We start from the raw sequence: 15,586 nt of genomic DNA on the forward strand, positions 1-15,586 counted from the left end.
CGTCCGCCTATGGACAGCGGCAAGGACAGCGGCGGGACCGGCAGATTCGACACCCAGGGCGCCGGCATCACCGTGCGGCGGGCACTGGAGCTGCCCGGCCTGCGCGGCGGGCTCCCGGAGATCCTGGCGGGCGCCGACCGGCTGGGGCGCACCGTGCGCTGGGTGCACGCGGGCGAGGTGCCCAACATCGCATCCCTGCTCAAGGGCGGCGAGCTGCTGCTGACCACCGGCTACGGCCTCGGCACCCGTCCGGCCGAACAGCGCGCGTTCGTCCGCACGCTGGCCGAGCGGGGCATCGCCGCCCTGGTGGTGGAGCTGGGCCCGCGCTTCGCCCGGCTGCCCGCGGCCCTCGTCGACACGGCACGGTCGGCCGGCCTCCCGCTCGTCCAACTGCACCGCGAGGTGCCGTTCGTGACGGTCACCGAGGAGATCCACACCGAGATCGTCAACGGCCACTACGCGCTCCTCCAGCGCGCCGAGGAGGTGCACCGCCGCTGTACCGAGGCCCTGCTGGGCGGTGGCGGGATCCCCCAGGTGCTGGGCATCCTCGCCGACTTCAGCGACAACCCGGTGTTCCTGGAGACCACCGACGGCCAGCTCCTGTACGCGGCCGGGTCGGGACCGGAGAACGCCGATCCGCTCCAGGTGTGGGAGGGCCTGCGCGGCCAGCACAAGGAGGCGCCCGCGGGCTCGGTGCTGGTGGACGTGCCGGGCGGCGGGCCGGGTACGGGTTCGGTCCGGGCCCGCTTGGCCCTTCTCCCCGTACGGACACCCCTGGCGCCCGTACACCGGATCGCGGCGGAACGGGCGGCGGGCATCCTCGCGGTGGTCCTGATGCAGGCCCGTCAGGAGGAGGAGCTGGCGGCCCGGGGCCGCGGCGACTTCCTGACCGACCTCGCCGAGGGGCGGATCGCCGCGGAGGACGCGCCCGCGCAGGCGCGCGTGCTGGGCTTCAAGCCGGGTGACAGCCCGCTGCTGCCGGTGGTGATGCGCCTCGGCGACGCGCTGTCCCCGGGCGGCGGCTGGGCGGTGCTGGCCCGCGCGGTCGCCGAGGAGCTGGCCTCGGTGGGGGTTCCGGTGCTGCTGGGCGTACGTCCGGTGGAGGGCCGCGTCCCCCTTCTGCTGGGCCTGCGCTCGGAGTCGGAGCGCTCGGCGGTCGCGGACCGGGTCGCGGCGGCGCTGCGGGCCGGGGTGGAGCGGGCCGGGATACAGCGGCCCGGGGCGCAGCCGCCGGTCGTGGTGGTGGGCGTCGCGGGCGGCTGGGCGGCGGCCTCGGCCAGCCTGCGGCACGCGGCGGAGACGGCCACGGCGGCCCAGGGCCTGACCGACCGCCCCTGGTACGACGCCCGCCGCCTCGACATCGACCTGCTCCTGTGGCGGCTGCGCGACCACCCCGACCTCGCGGCCTTCGTGGACCGCGCGATCGGCCCGCTGCGCGACCACGACGCCCGCTCCAAGCCCCCGCTGCTGCCGACGCTCCAGACCTACCTGGCCCACGCGGGCCGCAAGGCGGAAACGGCCCGCGAACTGCACTTGAACCGCCAGACCCTCTACAACCGCCTGGCCCGCATCGGCGAGTTGCTCGGCACGGACCTGGACGACCCCCAGACGGTACTGGCCCTGAGCCTCGCCCTGCGCGCCCGCCGCCACGTGCCCTAGGGCCTGTCTGGAGTTCCCCGTCGTTCGCGCGGAGCGCGGGCGCAGCGGCGGAGTGGGGGCACCTCCCGCCCGAGCCGTACGAAGCGCGGTTCGAGGGTGGGGGAGCGTGCGATCGGCGTGCGGGGGACCAGGACAGGACCTAGATCAGCGGCCGGGGCTGGGTCAACTCGTCGTACACGCTGAGCACTTGGGCCACCGTCTCGTCCTCGGTCGGCCAGGTCGCCGCCTGCCGCAGCCCCCGCTCGCGAAGCACCTCGCACCGCTCGGCGTCAGCGAGCAGGCGTACGACGGCCTCGGCGAGCGCCTGCGGGTGGCCGTACGGGACGAGTTCGGCGGCGTCGCCGACGAGTTCGGGCAGCCCCCCGACATCGGTCGCGATGAGCGGCACGCGCGCGTGGAGCGCTTCCTGGGCGAGCACGGACCGCGCCTCCCAGCGACTGGGCAGCAGGGCGAGATCGGCGGCGGCGAGCAGTTCGCGTACGTCGTCGCGCCGCCCGATGAGCCGGACGGGCAGCCCCTCTTCCTCGATACGGCGCTGGAGTTCGCCCCGCAGCGGACCCTCGCCCGCGATGACGACGAGCGGCAGGGGATCCAGGCGCCGCCATACGCGCGCGGCGTCCAGCAGGACCTCATAGCCGCGATGACGGTCCAGGGAGCCGACGGCGATCAGCAACGGGCGTCCGGTGGCCCCGAGTTCGGCCCGCACCTTGGGGCTGAGCCGCTCGGCCTCGTCGTGCTCGTGCTCGACGGTACGGCGGGGCCCGGGCAGCGACACGGCGGCCAGCCGGGCGTCCCGCGCACCGGTGCGCCGGGCCCGGTCCACCAGCGCGGAGGTGGTCCCGAGCACGACGGACGCCGCTTTCGCCACCCGCCGCTCCAGCAGTCGTACGAGATGGGCGCGGGCGCCCTCGGCATACGCCCGGTCGTGCCAGGTGACCACGAGGGGCGTGCGGCGCCCGCTGAGCGCGAGGACTGCGCGGAAGGAGGCGTGCAGCCCGTGCGCGTGCACCAGGTCGGCGTCCGCGCAGGCCGCCCGGAGCGCGGCGACGGAGCCGGGGTCGCTGCTGCGCGGCACCTCCACGTGTTCGGCGCCGACCCCGCTGAAGCCGTAGAGGTGATCGGCCTCCGCGGGGGCGCACACGGTGACCCGCACGCCTCTCGCCACGAGCCCCGAGGCCAGCGATCGCACATGCACGCTGCTGCCGGCGTTGCCTCCGCCCAGCACCTGCACGGTGCGCAGCGGCGACTGGCCGTGCGGTGAGTGGCTGCTCACGGGGGTCACGTGGCCGGGCTCCTGGTTCGGGGTCGGGCGGTCACGAAGAAAGTACAGAAGGATCGTGCGGAGGGGGTGAACCGCGAGGATCCCTGCGCGTACGACATGCACTGCCAAGGATGCCAGCACGCACGGGCGTTCCGGGAACGCCGAGGTCTCCAGGATCGACGACCGACACGGACAGGGACAGCCCCTGGTCACCCACACGGGTGAGCAACGGCACGCATGTTCGCGGCGCACGGGTGCACGGTGCGAGCCCCGGGGGCACCCGTCTCAGGCGTACCGCGCCGCCCGGCTCACCGCGCTCCCGCACACCGCCGCGCCCACCACGGCCGCCGCGTGCGCCACCAGCCCGGCCCGCCCGTTGCCCGCGACGATCGCGGCGCCCAGGGCCGCGCCCAGCGCGTGCGCCCCCGTGTCGCCGAGCATGGACCGCTCACCGAGGTCGTCCGGGAGCACGGCAGCGGCGGCCCCCATCGCGGCGGCGCTCAGCTCCCGCGCGGCACCGCCCCGGAGCAGCCCCGGCACCCCGAGGACGAGCACCGCACCCACGGCCCGCCCCGGCCGTACGTCCACCAGGTTGACGAAATGAGCGGTACCGGCGACAACCACCCCGGCGAGCAGCCTGTCCACGGCCCGCTCCTTGAGCAGCGCCCCCGCGAACATCCCGGCCGCCCCGACCCCGAACAACTTGACGGCACCGCTGGTGACTTCACCGTCCCGGAGCGCGGACAGATGCGCCCGGAACCCACGTCGCGGATCCCCGGCACCAACGACATCGTCGTACGCCCCACAGGCCCCGGCGACGAGCACGGCAGCCCCGACACCGGGCTTCAGTTGCCCGATACCGATGGCACTGGCCACGGCACCAGCAGGCCCGGCGTGCAGATCAACGGTCCGTCCGGCGTGGTTGACGCGCCGACCACGGCTCGGGGCTTGGGCGCGGACAGCGGAAAGACCGGCGCGGGTGAGGAGACCCGTGAGGACAGCACGTTTGATCATCCAGCAACCTAATCAGACCTTCAGGGGCGCGGGGAACTGCGCGACCAGCCCCCACACCCCCGCAAGACGCCGAACGACCAATCCGCAGCCCCCAACAGGCGCTACGAATCCCCCCGAGCCGTCGCCAAAAGCTCCTCCGCATGCGCCCGAGCAGTCTCCGAATCCTCCTGCCCCGCCAGCATGCGCGACAGCTCCCGAACCCGGTCCTCCCCCTCCAGCACCTTCACACCGGACCGCGTCACCGAACCGTCGTTGGTCTTCTCCACCAGCAACTGCCGGTCGGCAAACGCCGCGACCTGCGGAAGATGCGTCACGACAACCACCTGCGCCGTCTTCGCCAACTTCGCCAGCCGCCGCCCGATCTCGACCGCGGCCTTGCCGCCGACGCCCGCGTCGACCTCGTCGAAGAGATACGTCGGCACCGGGTCCGTCCCCGCGAACACGACCTCCACGGCCAGCATCACGCGGGACAGCTCACCACCGGACGCACCCTTGGCGATGGGGCGGGGCGGCGCCCCAGGATGGGGGGCGAGCAGCAGCTCGACCTCGTCCGCACCGGCCGGCCCGTACGCGACCGCGCGCCCGCCGACCTCGACGCCCTCCGGATCCTCGCTCTGCCGGATGTCGAACGACACACGCGCGTGCGGCATCGCCAGCGAGGCCAGCTCGGCGGTCACCGCGGCCGCGAACCGCTCGGCGGCCTCGGTGCGCGCATCCGTCAGGGCCTGTGCGAGCCCGCCCAGTTCGACCCGCAGCGCGTCCCGCTCGGCGGTCAGCTCGTCGATCCGCTCGTCGTCGCCGTCCAGGTCGGTCAGCCGCGCCGCGCCCTGCTCGGCCCAGGTGAGCACGGCGGCGACATCAGTGCCGTACTTCCGGGTCAGAGCCGTCAGCGCCGCCCGCCGTTCCTCGACAGCCGCCAGCCGCAGCGGATCCGCGTCGAGATCGTCGGCGTATCCCGCCAACTCGCCCGCCACATCGCCGAGCAGGATCCCGATCTCCCCGATCCGGTCGGCGAGCGCCGCCAGCGCCGGATCGTGCGACCGTACGGCGTCCAGCGCCCGCTGCGCGCCCGCGACGAGCGTGGCGGCGTCGATGCCCTCGGGATCCTCGGGATTCCCGGCGAGGGCCGCGTGCGCGGCCGTGGCGGCGGACGACAGGGCCTCGGCGTGCCCGAGCCGCTCCGCCTCCTCCGCCAGCTCCACGTCCTCACCGGCGCGCGGCTCGACGCCCGCGATCTCGTCGAGCCCGAAGCGCAGCATGTCGGCTTCCTGGGCCCGCTCACGCGCGCGCGTGGTGATCTCGTCCAGTTCGGTGGCGACGGCCCGCAGCCGCCGGTACGCCTCGCCGTACTTGGCGAGCGGCACCGCGACGGCGTCGCCCGCGTACCGGTCGAGCGCCTGCCGCTGCCGGGACAGCTTCAACAGCCCCTGCTGGTCGGTCTGCCCGTGCACGGCCACCAGATCGTCGGCCAGCTCGGCGAGCAGCCCGACCGGCACGCTGCGCCCACCCACGTGGGCCCGCGACCGTCCCTCGGCGGAAACGGTACGGCTGATCAGCAGCGCCCCGTCGTCGAGTTCGGCCCCGGCCTCCTCGGCCCGGACCACGGCCGAGGTGCCCTCGGGCACGGTGATCCGCCCCTCGACCACCGCCTTCTCGGCACCGATCCGCACCAACGCCGCATCCGCGCGCCCACCGAGCAGCAACCCGAGGCTGGTGACCACCATGGTCTTGCCCGCACCCGTCTCACCCGTGACCGCGGTGAACCCGGGCGACAGCTCGACGACCGCGTCGTCGATGACTCCGAGCGACCGTATCCGCATCTCTTCCAGCACGGACAAGACCATACGAGGTAGGCCGCCCAGGACGCGAGGCACCCTGTCACCCGGGGGAGTGTACGTACCTCAAGGGCGCGGGGAACTGCGCGAGAAACCCCCACAAACCCGCACCCGCCGACGCTCCGAAGCCACCCTCCCCAGTGGGCTAGTGCGGCGCCCCCCGCCACCCGGAGACAGGCAGCGCAAACTTCGCAACAAGGCGATCCGTGAACGAAGCGTGATGCAGCCGGGCCAGCCGTACCGGCACCGCCCCCCGGCGCACCTCCACCCGCGCCCCCGGCGGCAGCTCGACGGTCCGCCGCCCGTCGCACCACAGGACCCCCGGCGGAATATGAGGCAGCACCTCGACCGCCAGCACCGAGTCCGGCGAGGTGACCAGCGGCTTGGCGAACAGCGCGTGCGCGGAGATGGGCACCATCAGCAACGCCTCGACCTCGGGCCACACCACCGGCCCACCGGCGGAGAAGGCATACGCGGTGGAACCGGTGGGCGTGGACAGCACGATCCCGTCACACCCGAACCCCGTGACCGGCCGCCCGTCGATCTCCAGCACGACTTCCAGCAGCTTCTCGGCGCCGGCCTTCTGCACCGCGGCCTCGTTCAGCGCCCAGTCCGTGTGCACGATGTCGCCGTTCTGATGGACGACGACATCGACCGTCATCCGCTCCTCGACCTCGTACGCCTTGGTGACCACCCGGTCGACAACCTTGTCCAGGTCGTCCCGCTCGGCCTCCGCGAGAAACCCGACCCGCCCCAGGTTCACGCCCAGCATCGGCACCCCGGACGCCCGAGCGAACTCCGCGCCGCGCAGCAGCGTCCCGTCGCCCCCGAGCACGATCAGCAGCTCGCAGCCGTCCAGGCACTGCGGAGTCGCCTCCTTGACCAGCTCCACGCTCTCCGGCAGCGGCAGATCGGCGGCCTCCGCCTCCAGCACACGTACCCCGATACCGGACCGCAGCAGCCCCTTCACCACCAGCTCCGCGCTGCGGATCGCCGCGGGGCGACCGGTGTGGGCCAGCAGGAAAACAGTACGAGCTCGGTTCTGTGTCAACGCGGCCCCTCCGCCACTGCACGGTCAACGTCGGCCGGGTCCAGTGCCGGTGCCCCGGACCGCAGCCAGAGAAAGTACTCGACATTCCCGGACGGCCCCGGCAGTGGACTCGCCGTGACCCCCCGCACCCCGAGCCCCAGTTCCCAGGCCCGCTGTGCCACACCCCGTACCGCCTCGGCGCGCAGTTCCGGACTGCGCACCACACCCCCACTGCCCAGCCGCTCCTTGCCCACCTCGAACTGCGGCTTGACCATCATCACCAGATCGGCGTCCGGCTTCACGCACCGCGCGAGGGCGGGCAGCACCAGTCCGAGCGGGATGAAGGACAGATCCCCGACCACAAGATCCACTGGCTCCCCATCGATCGCTTCGAGCGTCAACTCGCGTACGTTCGTACGGTCCTTGACGGTGACGCGTTCATCACTCTGCAGAGTCCAGGCGAGTTGGCCGTATCCGACATCCACGGCGACCACGTGGGCGGCCCCGGCCCGCAGCAGTACGTCCGTGAAACCGCCGGTGGACGCCCCCGCGTCCAGCGCCCGCCGCCCCTCGACGAGGAGCCCCTGCGGGACGAAGGCGGCCAACGCGCCGGCGAGCTTGTGCCCGCCGCGTGAGACGTACTCGGGATCGCTGTCGTCGGAGGAGACGACGATCGCGGCGGCGGTCTCCACCTGGGTGGCCGGCTTGGTCGCGACGGTCTTGCCGACGCTGACCCGCCCGGCGGCGATCAACTGGCTGGCGTGCTCGCGCGAGCGCGCGAGCTTCCGCCGGACCAGCTCGGCGTCAAGACGGCGACGTGCGACTCCTGCCACGTTCGGTTCAGCTCCTACTGCCATACGACGGAGAAGGGGGCACCGGAGGTCCCGGGCGGGCGTCGAGCGCGGTGAGCGCGTCGCGCAGCCCCCGGTGTACATCCTCGTACACCTCGACATGTCCGTCCGTGGCGAGGTGGTCGGCGTCGGCCAGCCGTTCCAGCTGGGCGTCGACCTCGGCGTTGCCGGTGGGTGTGCGGGGCACGTTCAAAGGGGCGGGGGCGGCGGGGTCGTGCTCCGGCTCCACCGCCTCCTGGGGAGTCTCCGTCTCCGGGACTGCGTCGCTCATGCCCAGACGCTACCCCGAAGCGCTGCGGTACCGTCGTTCGCGATGGCCACGATCGAAGAGTGCCGCGCCGCACTCGAAAAGCTCTCGGACAACATGCAGCACGCCGAGGGGGACGTCCGCTCTGCGGCCGCCCTGGACCGCTCGGTGAGCTGCCACATCACCGACCTGGACGTCACCTTCGCCGGCCGCCTCCAGGGCGGCCGGATCCACGTGCACGACACGGTCCAGGGTCCGCCCGCGGAGAAGGCCCAGATCAGGCTGGCCATGACCGGCGACGACCTGGTCGCGCTGGTCGACGGCGAGCTGCACTTCGCCAAGGCCTGGGGCTCGGGGCGGGTGAAGCTGCACGCGGGCGTGCGCGACCTTCTCGTCCTGCGCAAGCTTCTCTAGCTCAGGCGGACGCCTTCACCGTGCGGACCTTGCGCGCGGCCGGTACCACCAGCGGCGTGCCCGTCTCGGGGTCGTCGATGATCTGGCAGCGCAGCCCGAAGACCTCCTCGACCAGCCCGGCCGTGACGATGTCGTTCGGCGCGCCCTCCGCGATGACCTCGCCGCCCTTGAGGGCGATGAGGTGGGTGGCGTACCGGGCGGCGTGGTTGAGGTCGTGCAGCACGGCGACCAGCGTGCGGCCCTGCTCCTCGTGCAGCTCCGCGCACAGGTCCAGGACATCGATCTGGTGCTGGATGTCCAGGTAGGTGGTCGGCTCGTCGAGGAGCAGCAGCGGGGTCTGCTGGGCGAGCGCCATCGCGATCCAGACGCGCTGGCGCTGGCCGCCGGAGAGTTCGTCGACGTAGCGCTCGGCGAGTTCGGCCACCCCGGTCTGCCGCATCGACTCCTGGACCACGCGCTCGTCCTCGGCGGACCACTGGCGCAGGATGCCCTGGTGCGGGTAGCGGCCGCGGCCGACCAGGTCGGCGACGGTGATGCCGTCCGGCGCGATCGAGGACTGCGGCAGCAGCCCGAGGGTCCGGGCGACCTTCTTCGCCGGCATCGACTGGATGACCTGTCCGTCCAGCAGCACCCGGCCCTGGTTCGGCTTGAGCATCCGCGACAGCGCCCGCAGGAGCGTGGACTTGCCGCAGGCGTTGGGGCCGACGATCACCGTGAAGGAGTTGTCGGGGATCTCCACCGACAGCTGCTCGGCGATGACCCGCTGGTCATAGGCGAGGGTGACGTTCTCGGCGGACAGGCGGTTCACAGTGCTCCTTCGGGTGTTCTTGTTCGCGGTACCGCTCATGTCCGGGTGCCGCTCATATCCGGCCCGCCCGGCGTTCGGTGACCAGCAGCCACAGCAGATAGACGCCGCCGAGCACTCCGGTGACCACGCCGACGGGCAGCTGGTCGGCCCCGAACAGGCGCTGCGAGACCCAGTCGGCGGTGACCAGCAGGGCAGCTCCCATGCACAGGGAGGGCAGCAGGTTGGGGCCGGGGGCGCGGGTCAGCCGCCGGGCCAGCTGGGGGGCGGTGAGCGCGACGAAGCTGACGGGGCCGGCGGCGGCCGTGGCGGTCGCGGTCAGCAGGACGGCGGCCACCATCAGGAACGCCCGTACGCGCTCCACGCGTACCCCGAGGGCGTGGGAGACGTCGTCGCCCATCTCCATCATCCGCAGCCCGCGCGCGTTGGCGAGGACCAGCGGGACGAGTACGGCGCACAGTGCGAGCAGCGGCCACACCTGCTCCCAGTCCCGGCCGCTGAGGGAGCCGGTCATCCACACCACCGCGCGGGCGGCGTCGATGATGTCGGACATGGTGAGCAGATAGCCGTTGATGGCAGTGACGATCGCGGAGACACCGATACCGACCAGGACCAGCCGATAGCCGTGCACGCCCTGCTTCCAGGCGAGCAGGTAGATGGCCAGACCGGTCAGCAGGCCGCCGACGAGGGCGCCGATCGTGACCTGGGTGGCGCTGCCGGAGAACAGCACGATCATGGTGAGCGCGCCGGCCGTGGCGCCCTGTCCGAGGCCGAGGACGTCCGGGCTGCCCAGCGGGTTGCGGGAGACCGCCTGGAACAGCGCGCCGCCGAGCCCGAGCGAGGCGCCGACCAGCAGACCGACCACGACACGCGGCAGCCGCAGCTCCTGGATGATGAACTCCTGTCCCGGATCGCCCTCCCCGAACAGCGTCTTGACCACATCGCCGGCCGGGATCGGGAAGTCACCGGTGCCGATCAGCACCACGCTCGCGGTCAGCGCGGCGAGCAGCAGCAGGACGACGACGGTGAAGGCACGGACGTCCAGCCGGACGGAGAGCCCGCCCGGGGTCCGCACCGCACGGTTGCTCTTCACAGCTGCGCCGTCCTCCGCCGTCGTACGAGATAGATGAACACCGGGCCGCCGATGATCGCGGTGATGATGCCGACCTGAAGCTCCGCGGGCCGCGCGACGACCCGGCCGATCACATCGGCGCCGAGCAGCAGCACGGGCGACAGGATGCCCGCGTACGGCAGGATCCAGCGCAGGTCGGGGCCGGTGAAGGAGCGCACCACGTGCGGCACCATCAGGCCGACGAAGACGATCGGGCCGCAGGCGGCGGTCGCGGCGCCGCACAGCACGGTGGCGGCGAGCATCGACAGCGCCCGGGTGCGGTTGAGATGGGCGCCGAGCGCCTTGGCGGTGTCGTCGCCCATCGACATGGCGTTGAGCGGCCGGGCCAGCGCCAGCGCCAGGATCATGCCGAGCACGAGGAACGGCACGACCTGCTTGATGGTCGAGTCGGTCGCCGAGGACAGCGAACCCACCGTCCAGAAGCGCATCCGGCCGAGCGCCGCCTCGTCCATGATCATGACGGCCTGGAGATAGCCGTAGAGCGCGGCGCTGATCGCCGTACCGGCGAGCGCGAGCCGCACCGGGGTGGCACCCCGGCTGCCGCCGAGGAACCAGACCAGCGCCCCGACCGCGGCCGCGCCGGAGAAGGCGAACCAGATATAGCCGTTCAGCGAGGTGACGCCGAAGAAGGTGATGGCGGTGACGACGGCGGCGGAGGCACCGGCGTTGAGGCCGAGCAGTCCGGGATCGGCCAGCGGATTGCGGGTGAGCGCCTGGAGGACACCCCCCGCCAGACCCAGCGCGGCACCGGCCAGCAGGCCGAGCACGGTCCGGGAGATCCGCTCGTCGACGACGACGTCGCCGTACGTCCCCGTGTCCTGGAACAGGCCGTGCCAGACCTGGGCCAGGGAGAGGTCCTTCGCTCCGACCGCGATGCTCGCCAGCGCGACGAGCACCAGGATGACGACGGAAAGGAGAAGCCCAAGGGAACGGATCGCCCGGCGGGTTGGGGGCGCGGGGGCGGTCTCCGCGCGCTGTTCGGGAGGACTGTCGACCAACACCCGGTTAGGTTAGCCTACCCTCCCATCTGCTTACGATGCCGAGTCGGTATCGAACGAGGGCTCACAAACCCAGTCTGGCCAGCGCCTTCCCCGCGTCCAGCGCACACGACCCCGCGCCCGCCGCGGTCCAGGCCGCCGCACACAGCGCGCGCAGCCCGTCCAGCGCCTCCCCGTCGCCGTCCAACTCCAGCCGCTCCGCACCGGCCGTCGCTTTCCAGCCACCGCACCGGAAGCCGTCCGCCTCGGCCCTGACCTCCGGCTGCCCGGTCAGCAACCCCCGCAGATCCGCGTCCACATACGTCGGCCGGTGCTGCGGCGGCGCCGCCAGCAACTGGGCGCCGTCGGTCACACCGGTCAGCACCAGCAGCGAGTCCACCTCGCCGTTGAACGCCCCCTCGATGTCCGTGTCCAGCCGGTCCCCGACCACCAGCGGCCGCTCGGCGCCGGTGCGCAGAATCGTCTCCCGGTGCATGGGAGGCAACGGCTTGCCCGCCACCTGAGGCTCGGCACCGGTCGCGATCCGCACGACCTCCACCGCCGCGCCGTTACCGGGCGCGATCCCCCGCCCGCTCGGGATCGTCAGATCGGTGTTGGACGCGAACCACGGCACACCCCGCGCGACGGCGTACGACGCCTCGGCGAACCGCGCCCACGCCAGGTCCGGCCCGCCGTACCCCTGCACGACCGCCGCCGGATCGTCCTCCGCCGACTCCACGGGTACGAGCCCCCGCTCACGCAGCGCCACCCGCAGCCCCTCGCCACCGATCACGAGCACCCGGGCACCCTCCGGCACCTGCTCACTGATCAGCCGGGCCACCGCCTGCGCCGAGGTGATCACATCCCCCGCGCCGGTCGGTATCCCCAGCTCCGTCAGATGCCCGGCCACCGTGTCCGGCGTCCTCAGAGCGTTGTTGGTGACGTACGCCAGATGCATCCCGCCCGCACGAGCCACGGCCAGCGAATCGACCGCGTGCACGATCGCGTTCCCGCCCGCGTACACCACCCCGTCCAGATCGAGCAGCGCCGTGTCGTACGCCTCGCTCAGGGCCCGGCCACTGCCCGCCGGGCTCGTCCTGACGCTCTGGCTCATTCCGCATCGCTCCTCGTTCGACGGCTTTCCCCCGATCATCCCGCATGCCACTGACACACGTACGATGCCGGGATGAACACAGCAGGTCACTCGGAAGCAACGGCGCGCCGAGGCCTCGAACTCACCCCGTTCCGAGGACTTCGCTACGACCCCGACCGGGTCGGCAGTCTGGCCGCCGTGACGTCCCCTCCGTACGACGTCGTGGTCCGCCCCGACGGCCTGCACCACCTCCAGGACGCGGACCCGCACAACATCGTCCGGCTGATCCTCCCCCAGGCCGGCACCCCCAGTACCCGCAACGAACAGGCGGCCCAGACCCTGCGCCGCTGGCTCTCCGAGGGCGTCCTGACCGCCGACGACGAACCCTGCCTCTACGTCTACGAGCAGTGCGACACCGACGGCACGCTCCAGCGCGGAGTCATCGGCGCCCTGCGCCTGTCGGACCCCTCGGAGCATGTGGTGCTGCCCCATGAGGACGTCATGCCTCATGTAGTCGCCGACCGTGCGGCCCTGATGCGCGCCACCTCGGCGAACCTCGAACCCCTGCTGCTCACCTACCGGGGCAACGGCTCGGCCGCCGACACCTCGGCCGTACTCGAGCGCGTCATCGAGCAGCCCCCGCTGCTCGCCACGACCACCGAGGACGGCTTCCGCCACCGCCTGTGGGCGATCACCGCCCCCGAGGACCTGGACCGGATCCAGACCGACCTGGCCCGCCACCAGGCCCTCATCGCCGACGGCCACCATCGCTGGGCCACCTACCGCAGACTGCGCTCCGAGCACCCCTCCCCCAGCCCCTGGGACTACGGCCTGGTCCTCCTGGTCGACACGGCCCGCTACCCGCTGCGCGTCCGCGCCATCCACCGCCTCCTGCACGGCCTGCCGGTCGCGGACGCCGTGGCCGCCCTGGAGGGCCACCTCCGCGTCCAGCGCCTGGAGGCCCCCCTCACGGCGGCCCTGGAATCCCTCGCCGAGGCAGCCCGCGCGGGGAACGCCTTCCTCCTGGCGGGCGACGGCTCCTTCCACCTACTCGACCGGCCCGACCCCGGCCTGCTGGCCCGCACCGTCCCCACCGACCGCCCGCAGGCCTGGCGCACCCTGGACGCCACGGTCCTGCACGCCACCCTCCTCGACCACATCTGGCACATCCCCGAGGACGACCCGACCCGCATCGCCTACATCCACGACGCGGCGGCCACCGTCCGCAAGGCGGAACGCCACGGCGGTACGGCCGTACTGATGCACCCGGTCCGCGAGGAGGTCGTCCGCGACCTGGCCCGCCAGGGCGTCACCATGCCCCGCAAGTCGACGTCGTTCGGCCCGAAACCGGCCTCCGGCCTGGTCCTGCGCGCACTGGACCTGTGAACGCGAAAGGGGCGGACCCCATCGGGATCCGCCCCTCTCCACTACGCCCTACTCGTCCGTCTCGCCCTTCTCGTCCTTCTCAGCCTTCTCGGAGTCGTCCGGCGTCTCGCCCTCGTCGTCATCGGTGAACGCGTCCACGAACTCGACACCGTCGAGCTCCGCGAGCCGGTCCGAGGCGTCCGTGCTGCCGTCCTTGTCGGACTCCACGGCCTTCGCGAACCACTCCCGGGCCTCGCTCTCCCGCCCGGCCGCCAGCAGCGCGTCGGCATAGGCGTACCGCAGCCGCGCCGTCCACGGGTGTACGGAGCTGGAGGCCAGCTCGGGGCTCTGCAGCGTCACGATCGCCGCGTCCAGCTGCCCCAGGTCACGCCGGGCACCGGCCGCGACGAGCCGCATCTCGACCTGCCCGGCCTTGTCCAGCTTGTGCACCTCGGGCGCCCCGGCCATCTCCAGCGCCTTCTCCGGCCGCCCGAGCCCACGCTCGCAGTCGGCCATGAGCGGCCACAGCTCCGCGTTCCCGGTCATCCGCCGAGCGGCCCGGAACTCCGCCAGGGCCTCGGAGTACTTCTGGTTCGCGTACGCGGCGAACCCGCCGGCCTCCCGTACGGCGGCGACCCGCGACGCCAGCCGCAGAGCCACCTTGGAGTAGCCGTACGCGCCCTCGGGGTCCTCGTCGATCAGCCGCGCGACCATCACCAGGTTCTTGGCGACATCCTCAGCGAGCGTCTTCGGCAGACTCTGAAGCTCCTGCCGTACGTCCTTGTCGATCTCGTCGCCCGTGACGTCCTCGGGGATCGGCAGCCGCTTGATCGGCTCGCGGTCCCTGTCGCGGTCCCGGTCCCGGTCGTCACGGCGCCCAAAACCGCCACCACGCCGGTCGTCCCGACCACCCCGGTCGTCCCGTCCCCGGAACCCACCCGGACGCCCACCGCGGTCGTCACGACGGGGGCCGCGGTCGTCCCTACGGAACCCACGGTCGTCACGGCCACGGAAGCCACCGCGGTCGCCGTCACGACGGTCGCTGTCACGGCGGTCGTCGCGCCGGTCATCCCGCCGGTCGTCACGCCTGTCGTCACGGCGCGAACCGCCCGGACGGTCGTCGCGGCGGAACCCGCCACGGTCGCCGCGGTCGTCCCGACGGAAGCCACCGCGGTCGCCGCGGTCGCCGCGGTCATCGCGGCGGAAGCCACGGTCACGGTCGCCACCACGATCGCGGTCGTCGCGGCGGAACCCGCCACGGTCGCTGTCACGACGATCGTCGCGCCGGTCATCACGGCGGTCGTCCCGACGGCCGTAGCCACCGCGGTCACGGTCATCGGGGCGGCGGTCATCGCGACGGCCGTAGCCACCACCACGGTTGTCACCACTGCGGTTGTCACCACTGCGGTTGTCATCACGCCGGTCGTCGCGGCGGAAGCCACCACGGTCGTCGTCACGGCGGAAGGCAGGGCGGTCGCCGCGGTCATCGCGCCGGAAGCCACGGTCGCGGTCGTCGCGGCGCGGACCGCTCGGACGGTCGTCCCGGCGGAACGGCGGACGCGGTCCACGGTCGTCGCGACGGTCGTCGCGGCGGTCGTCCCGACGGCCGTAGCCACCGCGGTCACGGTCGTCCGGGCGGCGGTCATCGCGACGGCCGTAGCCGCCACCGCGGTTGTCAGCACCACGGTTGTCGCCACGGTTGTCGCCACGGCGGTCATCGCGACGGTCGTCACGCCGGCCGTAGCCGCCACGGTCACCGCCCCGACCACCGTCGCGGCGGTCGTCGCTGCGACGGTCGTCCCGACGGAAGCCGCCACGGTCACCACGGTCGCCACCGCGGTAACCGCCACGATCGCCGCGGTCACCACTGTCCCGTCGCCGCTGGTCGCGCTCCGGTCGATCG

Annotated in this window: 15 protein-coding genes; 3 read left to right on the top strand and 12 right to left on the bottom strand. The window is 72.8% G+C overall.

All coding sequences use genetic code 11. From position 1 onward, the window contains the following. The first annotated feature begins 9 nt into the window (after positions 1-9). A complete protein-coding gene (locus STRCI_RS09445; protein ID WP_269658416.1) occupies positions 10-1,659 on the top strand; it encodes a PucR family transcriptional regulator in 1,650 nt (549 codons plus the stop codon). A gap of 139 nt (positions 1,660-1,798) precedes the next feature. Here STRCI_RS09445 and STRCI_RS09450 read toward each other — a convergent pair whose 3' ends face one another. The 6 genes from STRCI_RS09450 to STRCI_RS09475 form a co-directional block, all read right to left on the bottom strand. After that, a complete protein-coding gene (locus STRCI_RS09450; RefSeq protein ID WP_269658417.1) occupies positions 1,799-2,941 on the bottom strand; it encodes a glycosyltransferase family 4 protein in 1,143 nt (380 codons plus the stop codon). Between the two features lie 264 nt (positions 2,942-3,205). Continuing rightward, positions 3,206-3,934: a hypothetical protein gene (locus STRCI_RS09455; protein ID WP_269658418.1), complete on the bottom strand. Its 729-nt coding sequence runs from the start codon at positions 3,932-3,934 to the stop codon at positions 3,206-3,208. 101 nt (positions 3,935-4,035) lie between these two features. Next, the gene (gene recN / locus STRCI_RS09460; protein WP_269658419.1) at positions 4,036-5,778 is read right to left on the bottom strand and encodes a DNA repair protein RecN; all 1,743 of its coding nucleotides are present in this window, start codon (positions 5,776-5,778) and stop codon (positions 4,036-4,038) included. 136 nt (positions 5,779-5,914) lie between these two features. Next, a complete protein-coding gene (locus tag STRCI_RS09465; protein ID WP_015661465.1) occupies positions 5,915-6,820 on the bottom strand; it encodes an NAD kinase in 906 nt (301 codons plus the stop codon). Beyond that, entirely contained in the window at positions 6,817-7,632 is an 816-nt protein-coding gene (locus STRCI_RS09470; RefSeq protein WP_269658420.1) for a TlyA family RNA methyltransferase, read from the bottom strand. The genes STRCI_RS09465 and STRCI_RS09470 overlap by 4 nt, the downstream gene beginning before the upstream one ends. 7 nt (positions 7,633-7,639) lie before the next feature. Then, positions 7,640-7,921 carry a hypothetical protein gene (locus tag STRCI_RS09475; RefSeq protein ID WP_269658421.1) on the bottom strand — a complete coding sequence of 94 codons (282 nt, stop codon included), beginning with the start codon at positions 7,919-7,921 and terminating at the stop codon, positions 7,640-7,642. A gap of 42 nt (positions 7,922-7,963) precedes the next feature. Here STRCI_RS09475 and STRCI_RS09480 point away from each other — a divergent pair, with 42 nt between their 5' ends. Next, entirely contained in the window at positions 7,964-8,311 is a 348-nt protein-coding gene (locus STRCI_RS09480; protein ID WP_269658422.1) for an SCP2 sterol-binding domain-containing protein, read from the top strand. Position 8,312: 1 nt separating this feature from the next. Here STRCI_RS09480 and STRCI_RS09485 read toward each other — a convergent pair whose 3' ends face one another. The 4 genes from STRCI_RS09485 to STRCI_RS09500 all read right to left on the bottom strand — a co-directional run bounded on the left by STRCI_RS09485 (position 8,313) and on the right by STRCI_RS09500 (position 12,339). After that, positions 8,313-9,158, bottom strand: a complete 846-nt coding sequence (locus STRCI_RS09485) for an ABC transporter ATP-binding protein (RefSeq protein WP_269658423.1) — start codon at positions 9,156-9,158, stop codon at positions 8,313-8,315. Positions 9,159-9,171: 13 nt separating this feature from the next. Next, positions 9,172-10,209 (bottom strand): FecCD family ABC transporter permease, encoded by a 1,038-nt coding sequence (locus STRCI_RS09490; RefSeq protein ID WP_269658424.1) that lies wholly within the window; start codon positions 10,207-10,209, stop codon positions 9,172-9,174. Then, positions 10,206-11,249 carry a FecCD family ABC transporter permease gene (locus tag STRCI_RS09495; RefSeq protein WP_269658425.1) on the bottom strand — a complete coding sequence of 348 codons (1,044 nt, stop codon included), beginning with the start codon at positions 11,247-11,249 and terminating at the stop codon, positions 10,206-10,208. Before STRCI_RS09495 ends, STRCI_RS09490 begins: the two co-directional genes overlap by 4 nt. A 61-nt stretch (positions 11,250-11,310) precedes the next feature. After that, positions 11,311-12,339: an HAD hydrolase-like protein gene (locus STRCI_RS09500; protein ID WP_269658426.1), complete on the bottom strand. Its 1,029-nt coding sequence runs from the start codon at positions 12,337-12,339 to the stop codon at positions 11,311-11,313. A 72-nt stretch (positions 12,340-12,411) separates the two neighbouring features. Here STRCI_RS09500 and STRCI_RS09505 point away from each other — a divergent pair, with 72 nt between their 5' ends. Further along, positions 12,412-13,704, top strand: a complete 1,293-nt coding sequence (locus STRCI_RS09505) for a DUF1015 domain-containing protein (protein WP_269658427.1) — start codon at positions 12,412-12,414, stop codon at positions 13,702-13,704. A 48-nt stretch (positions 13,705-13,752) separates the two neighbouring features. Here the strand turns inward: STRCI_RS09505 and STRCI_RS09510 are convergent, their stop codons facing one another. Beyond that, positions 13,753-14,505: a tetratricopeptide repeat protein gene (locus tag STRCI_RS09510; protein ID WP_269664516.1), complete on the bottom strand. Its 753-nt coding sequence runs from the start codon at positions 14,503-14,505 to the stop codon at positions 13,753-13,755. Further along, on the bottom strand, positions 14,397-15,548 hold the full coding sequence (locus STRCI_RS09515) for a hypothetical protein (protein WP_269664517.1): 1,152 nt from the start codon (positions 15,546-15,548) through the stop codon (positions 14,397-14,399). The genes STRCI_RS09510 and STRCI_RS09515 overlap by 109 nt, the downstream gene beginning before the upstream one ends. Between the last annotated feature and the right edge of the window lie 38 nt (positions 15,549-15,586).

This window comes from Streptomyces cinnabarinus (assembly GCF_027270315.1).
Lineage (GTDB): Bacteria > Actinomycetota > Actinomycetes > Streptomycetales > Streptomycetaceae > Streptomyces > Streptomyces cinnabarinus.